This window comes from Facklamia sp. P13064 (genome assembly GCF_050409425.1).
In the GTDB taxonomy this organism is placed as follows: Bacteria; Bacillota; Bacilli; order Lactobacillales; family Aerococcaceae; genus Facklamia.
Window position 1 is genome coordinate 1 of the sequence record NZ_JBNUPM010000044.1, and the last position, 1,342, is coordinate 1,342.

A 1,342-nucleotide genomic window follows, 5' to 3' on the forward strand; every position below is an offset into this window, starting at 1 on the left:
GGGGGATTAGCTCAGCTGGGAGAGCGCCTGCTTTGCACGCAGGAGGTCAGCGGTTCGATCCCGCTATTCTCCATTTTTTGGCGGTGTAGCTCAGCTGGCTAGAGCGTCCGGTTCATACCCGGGAGGTCATGGGTTCGATCCCCTTCGCCGCTATCTAAGGCCGGACCTTTAGCTCAGGTGGTTAGAGCTCCCCGCTCATAACGGGGTGGTCGTAGGTTCGAGTCCTACAAGGTCCATTATGCATTATGGATTTTGCCATTGGTTAACGGAGGATTACCCAAGTTCGGCTGAAGGGAACGGTCTTGAAAACCGTCAGGCGTGTAAGAGCGCGCGTGGGTTCGAATCCCACATCCTCCTTTGAGAATATGCGGGTGTAGTTTAGTGGTAAAACCACAGCCTTCCAAGCTGTTGTCGGGAGTTCGATTCTCCTCACCCGCTTTATTGATAATGGGCCTGTAGCTCAGCTGGTTAGAGCGCACCCCTGATAAGGGTGAGGTCGGTGGTTCGAGTCCACTCAGGCCCATAGCAATAATTAATTGTTATTTTGAATTGGCTTATGGGGAAGTACTCAAGTGGCTGAAGAGGCGCCCCTGCTAAGGGTGTAGGTCGGTTTATACCGGCGCGAGGGTTCAAATCCCTCCTTCTCCGTTATTCTTATATACTTGCCAATGAGTTTTGATATTGGCCCGTTGGTCAAGCGGTTAAGACACCGCCCTTTCACGGCGGTAACACGGGTTCGAGTCCCGTACGGGTCATTACAATTTAATGGAGGATTACCCAAGTCCGGCTGAAGGGAACGGTCTTGAAAACCGTCAGGCGTGTAAAAGCGCGCGTGGGTTCGAATCCCACATCCTCCTTTTTAATATTATCGCGGGGTGGAGAAGCTGGCATCTCGTCGGGCTCATAACCCGAAGGTCGTAGGTTCGAATCCTACCCCCGCAATTTTTTTACTTTTTATCTTGGTCCGGTGGTGTAGGGGTTAACATGCTTGCCTGTCACGCAGGAGATCGCGGGTTCAAATCCCGTCCGGACCGTATACTTGCGGGTGTAGTTTAGTGGTAAAACCACAGCCTTCCAAGCTGTTGTCGGGAGTTCGATTCTCCTCACCCGCTTACTCAGACTCTAAAGTCTTTTTTATGTCTAAAAAGAGTTTCTTTCTATTTTACTAATCCCCCCTAATTCCGTATCCGGATTAAGGGGGTTTTAGTCTCTATGGGCTCTATGTCCAATAGGGTTGATGCTATCCAAGGAGATTAAGCAATTAACGGTTGCTTGGTCTCCTTTTCTTTTCTTCCTGACACATATAATCTTGATATTAAAAGAATTCTATTTTTGAAATGGG

12 tRNA genes are annotated in these 1,342 nt (G+C 49.5%); all 12 read left to right on the forward strand.

From position 1 onward, the window contains the following. The 12 genes from ACQV2S_RS08715 to ACQV2S_RS08770 all read left to right on the forward strand — a co-directional run bounded on the left by ACQV2S_RS08715 (position 1) and on the right by ACQV2S_RS08770 (position 1,112). Positions 1-73: transfer RNA gene (locus tag ACQV2S_RS08715), tRNA-Ala, on the forward strand. Positions 74-79: 6 nt separating this feature from the next. After that, positions 80-153: transfer RNA gene (locus tag ACQV2S_RS08720), tRNA-Met, on the forward strand. 9 nt (positions 154-162) lie between these two features. Next, a tRNA-Ile gene (locus ACQV2S_RS08725) sits at positions 163-236 on the forward strand. Positions 237-267: 31 nt separating this feature from the next. Beyond that, positions 268-357: transfer RNA gene (locus ACQV2S_RS08730), tRNA-Ser, on the forward strand. A gap of 10 nt (positions 358-367) precedes the next feature. Further along, a tRNA-Gly gene (locus ACQV2S_RS08735) sits at positions 368-438 on the forward strand. An 11-nt stretch (positions 439-449) separates the two neighbouring features. Continuing rightward, positions 450-523: transfer RNA gene (locus ACQV2S_RS08740), tRNA-Ile, on the forward strand. A gap of 35 nt (positions 524-558) precedes the next feature. Beyond that, positions 559-648 (forward strand) — tRNA-Ser (locus ACQV2S_RS08745). Between the two features lie 35 nt (positions 649-683). After that, a tRNA-Glu gene (locus ACQV2S_RS08750) sits at positions 684-755 on the forward strand. A 12-nt stretch (positions 756-767) separates the two neighbouring features. Continuing rightward, a tRNA-Ser gene (locus ACQV2S_RS08755) sits at positions 768-857 on the forward strand. 12 nt (positions 858-869) lie between these two features. Next, positions 870-942: transfer RNA gene (locus ACQV2S_RS08760), tRNA-Met, on the forward strand. A 19-nt stretch (positions 943-961) separates the two neighbouring features. Next, positions 962-1,034, forward strand: a tRNA-Asp gene (locus tag ACQV2S_RS08765). 7 nt (positions 1,035-1,041) lie between these two features. Further along, positions 1,042-1,112: transfer RNA gene (locus ACQV2S_RS08770), tRNA-Gly, on the forward strand. Positions 1,113-1,342: the final 230 nt, after the last annotated feature.